The organism is Microcystis sp. M_QC_C_20170808_M9Col, from assembly GCF_007095495.1.
In the GTDB taxonomy this organism is placed as follows: Bacteria; Cyanobacteriota; Cyanobacteriia; order Cyanobacteriales; family Microcystaceae; genus Microcystis; species Microcystis aeruginosa.
In genome coordinates, this window is record NZ_SFBZ01000111.1 from 1 (window position 1) to 5628 (window position 5628).

The 5628-nt window shown below is 41.1% G+C and carries 5 protein-coding genes; 4 read left to right on the top strand and 1 reads right to left on the bottom strand.

What is annotated here, in order from left to right; genetic code table 11:
* Nucleotides 1-343 precede the first annotated feature (343 nt).
* The 4 genes from hisIE to EWV68_RS06965 all read left to right on the top strand — a co-directional run bounded on the left by hisIE (nt 344) and on the right by EWV68_RS06965 (nt 4803).
* Nucleotides 344-979 carry a bifunctional phosphoribosyl-AMP cyclohydrolase/phosphoribosyl-ATP diphosphatase HisIE gene (gene hisIE / locus EWV68_RS06950; protein ID WP_149988172.1) on the top strand — a complete coding sequence of 212 codons (636 nt, stop codon included), beginning with the start codon at nt 344-346 and terminating at the stop codon, nt 977-979.
* Nucleotides 980-1270: 291 nt separating this feature from the next.
* Nucleotides 1271-2656, top strand: coding sequence for a dihydrolipoyl dehydrogenase family protein (locus EWV68_RS06955; RefSeq protein ID WP_287169299.1), 1386 nt, complete (start codon nt 1271-1273; stop codon nt 2654-2656).
* Between the two features lie 25 nt (nt 2657-2681).
* On the top strand, nt 2682-3305 hold the full coding sequence (tmk, locus tag EWV68_RS06960; protein WP_061432499.1) for a dTMP kinase: 624 nt from the start codon (nt 2682-2684) through the stop codon (nt 3303-3305).
* A 4-nt stretch (nt 3306-3309) separates the two neighbouring features.
* Complete coding sequence (locus tag EWV68_RS06965) at nt 3310-4803, top strand: thymidylate synthase (RefSeq protein ID WP_287169301.1); 1494 nt, start codon at nt 3310-3312, stop codon at nt 4801-4803.
* A gap of 151 nt (nt 4804-4954) precedes the next feature.
* Here the strand turns inward: EWV68_RS06965 and EWV68_RS06970 are convergent, their stop codons facing one another.
* Nucleotides 4955-5386 carry a DUF4278 domain-containing protein gene (locus tag EWV68_RS06970; RefSeq protein ID WP_287169302.1) on the bottom strand — a complete coding sequence of 144 codons (432 nt, stop codon included), beginning with the start codon at nt 5384-5386 and terminating at the stop codon, nt 4955-4957.
* Nucleotides 5387-5628 lie beyond the last annotated feature (242 nt).

Consider the following 5628-nt stretch of genomic DNA (forward strand, 5'->3'; position numbering starts at 1 on the left):
TGTTTCAGTTTTTCTATTAAGCTCAACATATATTTGAAAAGTTGCCGGTCACTCCTCATTTTACCTGACAGTGATCGCTTTTACTTTTGATATTCTGATGGGAGAATGAAACAGCCCTAAGGGGTTGGGGGGGTTGCCTCTTGCCTCGTCTCAACAAACAATTTAATTATAACCAGCTAATTAACTGGTCGGACGGAAATTTTCTTGTCTATCTTAAGAAATGTAAACTTTCCTCACTCACGGTTAATGTAATTTTCTGCGGCCATTTAGGGGAATTCCTCAAGGCTATATAATTAAGCTTTGGGTAATTTATCCCAGCATAATTCTTGACCGCGAAAAACTGATGTCCTCTTTACTCTCCGCTATTCCCCTCGACGCGATCGCTTATAATCCCCAGGGTTTAGTACCGGCGATCGCTCAAGACTATCTTGATGCTACAGTGTTAATGATGGCCTGGATGAATCGGGAATCCCTCGAAAAAACCCTCACCACTGGGGAAGCATGGTACTGGAGTCGTTCTCGTCAAGAATTATGGCACAAGGGCGCTACTTCTGGCCATATCCAAAAGGTGCGTCAAATTCGCTACGATTGCGATAGTGATGCTATCTTACTGACTATTGAGCAAATCGGTGATATCGCCTGTCATACCGGCGAAAGAAGCTGTTTTCACCAGGTAAATTGGCAAAAATCACCGCCAGCGGCCGACACCCTCTCGGAATTGTTTAAGGTAATTTGCGATCGCAGAGACGAGCCTCATCCGGAATCCTACACCTGTAAACTTTTGGCCGGGGGAGATAACAAAATTCTCAAGAAAATCGGCGAAGAATCGGCAGAAGTGGTCATGGCCTGCAAAGATAATGATGGCGATGCTATTGCCTCAGAAGTGGCCGATCTTTTTTATCATACCCTCGTCGCCCTCGCCTATCATCAAGTCCCCCTGCGAGATGTCTATAAAAAACTGCAAGACCGGCGCCGGTAATCAGTTATCAGTTATCAGTAATCAGTTATCAGTTATCAGATTTGAGTTTTAAGTGTTAAGTTTCCGATTCCTGAATACTGTCTCCTGAATTCCGACTCCTGACTTGAAAGAGGGTGTAGGGTGTAGGGTGTGGGGTGTGGGGGAATGGGGAAATGGGGAGACCACTTCGTGCGCGTTGCGGGGGGAAGTGGGGAAGTGGGGGAATTTCAACTAAAACCCTTAAACCCTAACACCCTAACACCCCAAAACCCCCAACACCTTTTTTGACTTTTGACTTTTTACTTTATATTTGTGGTTTACGACTTAGTAATTATCGGTGCCACTCCTACGGGGATAGAAGCGGCTTTGTTGGCTGTTCACCTCAAAAAAAGGGTGGCCTTAGTGCAACAGCCTTATAGCGGCAATTTAGAGGCATCTGAGGACATTTTTAGCAAGGGCTACAGCCAAATTATCCATCTCTATAAACTGCTGAATCATTGGCAAGAAACGGCCATTTATCCCCAATGGCAACAGTTGCGGCAATGGTTAGAGGAAGTAGATAAAACTATTAATAAACATCATTCTTTAGCGAGATTAGCCACGGAAGGAATAGATGTTATCCTGGGTGGGGGGGAATTTGTCCGGCTGCCCCATTTAGGATTTGTGGTTAATGGTCGGCAATTGTTGGCTAAACACTATCTTATCGCTACTGGTTTTTATCTGCAAGTCCCGAAAATTTTCGGCTTAGATAAAGTTAATTATTTTACCGCTCAAACCCTTTGGCAAGAGCCAAATTTAGACAAGTTGGGACAACATTTAGCGATTATTGGCAACAGCAGCATGGCTGTGAGTTTAGCGCAAATTCTCCGACGTTTGGGGAAAGAAATTAGCTTAATTATCGAGGATAATTATCTACTGCCGGATATTGATCGGGAAATCTCCCATTTAGTTACTGCCATTTTAGAAGCGGAAGGAATTAAGATTTTACCAGGCTATTGTCCTAGTCAAGTGAAAGCGATCGAGGGTCAAAAATGGTTACAATTAGACAATCGTGTTATCGAAGTTGATGATCTCATTTTTGCCGGTAATTATCAAGTCAATGAACAGGGATTAAATTTGGCCGGGGTGGGAGTTAAACTAGAGGAGGGATTAATTAGGGTTAATCAGCAATTACAAACCGATAATTCCCGCATTTATGCCCTAAATTTGCTCAGAAATAATTATCCCGATCCTACTTTAAATCACCGGGCTGCTTTTGGGTTAGTCAAGCATCTGCTCACGGGAGAAAAATTTAACTTTAATCCCGAGCAAATTCCCTCATTTATTGCTTTCGATCCTGCTATTGCTTGGGTGGGTTTAACTGGAAAAGCAGCCCAGGACAGCTATGGTAAGGAGGTAAAGATGATCAACTATCCAATTAAAAATATGGTCCCACAGCAAATCTGGGGGGAAACCACGGGATTTTGTCAATTAATCTACCGACAAGATGGTAAAATACTGGGAGCGCAAATAGTCGGTAATCAAGCAGCAGAAATGATTAGTATTATCAGTTTAGCTTTACAAGAAAATTTAACCATACAATCCCTCAATAAAAATATTTATGCTTGGGGAAGTATGGGAGAGATTATCGGAGAAATGACGGAATTAATCCCCCAGAAAAAATCTTGGTTAACTTGGCTAAAACAATTATTCAGATAATTAGATTGAGAAGGAAGATTAAATTATGAAACCGAAATTTATTGTCTTTGAAGGTATTGACGGATCGGGAACAAGTACCCAAGCAAAACTCTTACAAGAATATTTTTTAAAGCGAGGGGAAAAAGCAGTTTTAAGTCCGGAACCTTCCGAGGGAGTCATCGGTCGTTTGATTCGAGAAATAATGCAAACTAATCTTATTTATATCAAAGATCAAAATCAATTTGACCGACAAATGGCCTATTTATTTGCAGCTGATCGCCATGATCACTTATATAATGATCACGATGGCATTTTTAAACTTATTCACCAAGAACAAACCCACGTTATCACTACTCGTTATTATTTTTCCTCCCTGGCCTACAATTGCAATAATCCCGAAGAATTTGCTTTTGTTCGGCAGTTAAATCAACATTTTCCCAATCCAGATTTAGTTATTTATATCGATGTTATTCCCGATATTTCTCTAGCAAGAATTAAAAACAGAGCCATCACAGAAGTGTACGAAAAACAAGAAAAATTAATGAAAGTTCGTCAAATGTTTATCGAGATATTTAAAGAATATAAAGATAATTGTTTACAACTGGATGGTAGTGATACAATAGAAAACCTTCACCGAAATATTATTAATTATCTTGAACGATTAATTTAAATCCATGCTTAGTACAGAAACCACCCCTAAATTCACCTACCAACCCCACTATAAACCCAATCAATTAATCTGCGGTCACGGCCAAACAGCAATTATCACGGGATGGACAGTAAAACAGTCCCTTGCTAAACATTTAAATCCCGACCAATACGCGGTGATTGGTAATCTTTATAGTCCCACCAGAGGAATTAGTCCCCTGCTGAGAAACTTAATCGCAAATCCCCACGTTAGATACTTAGTTATTCTCAACGCAACTAAGGAAGATAAGAACTCCGGTAGCTGTCAATGTTTGCTAGATTTTTTTAGTCAAGGATTCCAGTTAGGAAAAAGTGACACAGGTAAAGAATGTTGGCTAATTAATTCTTCTACCACTGGATATATTGACAAAGAAATTGACCGAGAAATTCTCGAAAAATTGCGTCAATCAATTCAATATCAACCAGTTACATCCATCCCAGAAGCGATTGAAACTGTCAAAAATTATGCAAAACAATCCCCCTTACCAACTTGGGGAGAACCATTAACCTTTCCTATCTCAGAAAATCTTCCTTCTCTCCTACCCGGGACAAGATACGGTCATCGCATTGAAGGAAAAACTATTGCCGAAACTTGGGTAAAAATTCTCCAAAAGATTAAAACCACTGGCACAATTAGACCGACAGGATATGATGGTAAATGGCAAGAATTAATTGACCTAATGGCTGTTGTTACCGATGAACCCCCAGACTTTTATTTTCCTGAACCTAATTATTTGCCTATAGATAGAGCTTTTCTCACCGAATATATCGGGCAAATTCTCGATGATTCCCCTATACACCAAGGAGTTAAATACACCTACGGTCAAAGATTGCGCTCTTGGTTTGGCCGGGACCAAATTGCACAGGTTATTAATAAATTAATCTCAGAAATTGATGCTGCTAGTGCAGTTATGTCCCTCTGGGATGTGAAAGACCACGAAAAGGGAGGTAGTCCCTGTTTAAATCATATTTGGGTGCGAGTGGTGGAAAATGAATTATCTCTCACCGCAATATTTAGAAGTAATGATATGTTTGCCGCTTGGCCGGCAAATGCCATGGGATTGCGCGCTTTACAGCAACATATTTGCCAAGAAATCAATCAACGCTCCCAGTATAATTTAACCTTGGGTCCATTGATTACTATTAGTCAATCGGCCCATATATACGATGATACTTGGGAGAATGTCGAACGATTAATCGCCACCCAGTACGATAAAATTGTCAATCAGCGCGACTTTTTTGACCCTAGCGGTAACTTTTTGATTTCTGTGGAAAAAGAACAAATTCTTGTCCAACAAACTACCCCCGGCAGCGGGGAAGTTGTCGCTTGTTATCAAGGCAAAAATCCCCTCAAGTTAATCCGTGAGCTTGCCGCTACCAATCCCGCAATTATTCCCGAACATATCGGTTATCTGGGAATCGAGTTACAAAAGGCATACAATTGTATCAAAAATAATCAGCCTTATATTCAAGACCAGTAGATAGGTGGGAAGTTTCAGTGAACAGTGAACAATAAACAGTAAACAGTGAAAAGACAGTAGGAAACTTCTATTTAATACTACTCACTTAAAACTCAAATCTGATAACTGATAACTGATAACTGATAACTGATTACTGATAACTGATAACTGATTACTGGTCCTTGTTTGCTGAACCGGCGCCGCGATATTTGAGAGATGAGGAGCGAATTGGGTTAGCCACCGTCGGATTATTGGTGATTTTAACCTCCGCACCGCGATATTTACCTCCTCGCTCCTTGACAGGAGCCTCGGTGACTGTTGGCTCGATATAGGTGGCGCCACGATACTTTTTCTCGCCGACGGTTTCTGGAGTGGGGACGGGGAGATTCTTCTGCTCTTCTCGTCCTTGCCATAAAAATGTGACGACAATCACAACTGTCAAGAGAATTAATAGCTGAATCTGCCAAGGAGCTAAAACCAGACTCAACACTAAACTAATTACCGTGGCGGCACTGGCCAGATAAGCGATCTCATCGCTGGACTGCTGCCAGAAATAGGCAGCCAAGGCAGCGGTGAATAGTGGGAACAAAAACGAATAGGACATTCTGGGTACACCTTGTCACACTAGTGAACCAATCTCTCTATTATTACCGCTCAACTAAACTTACTCAAACTTACTTAAAAGCCTGAAAGCTTAGTCATTCGTAGTTCGACTGGCTCACTAACAAGTGGGTCAAGCACTACAGGATTAAACGGCAAACCCTTTATTCCCTGGTCAATGACATCAGGAATTACTTTTCTAATGATGTTAAATGCCCCATTGACATCGGCATTTAACAACTGATT

Coding starts and splice junctions, on each gene's coding strand:
- hisIE (WP_149988172.1), top strand. CDS start 344: ATGTCCTCTTTACTCTCCGCTATTCCCCTCGACGCGATCGCTTATAAT.
- tmk (WP_061432499.1), top strand. CDS start 2,682: ATGAAACCGAAATTTATTGTCTTTGAAGGTATTGACGGATCGGGAACA.
- EWV68_RS06965 (WP_287169301.1), top strand. CDS start 3,310: ATGCTTAGTACAGAAACCACCCCTAAATTCACCTACCAACCCCACTAT.
- EWV68_RS06970 (WP_287169302.1), bottom strand. CDS start 5,386: ATGTCCTATTCGTTTTTGTTCCCACTATTCACCGCTGCCTTGGCTGCC.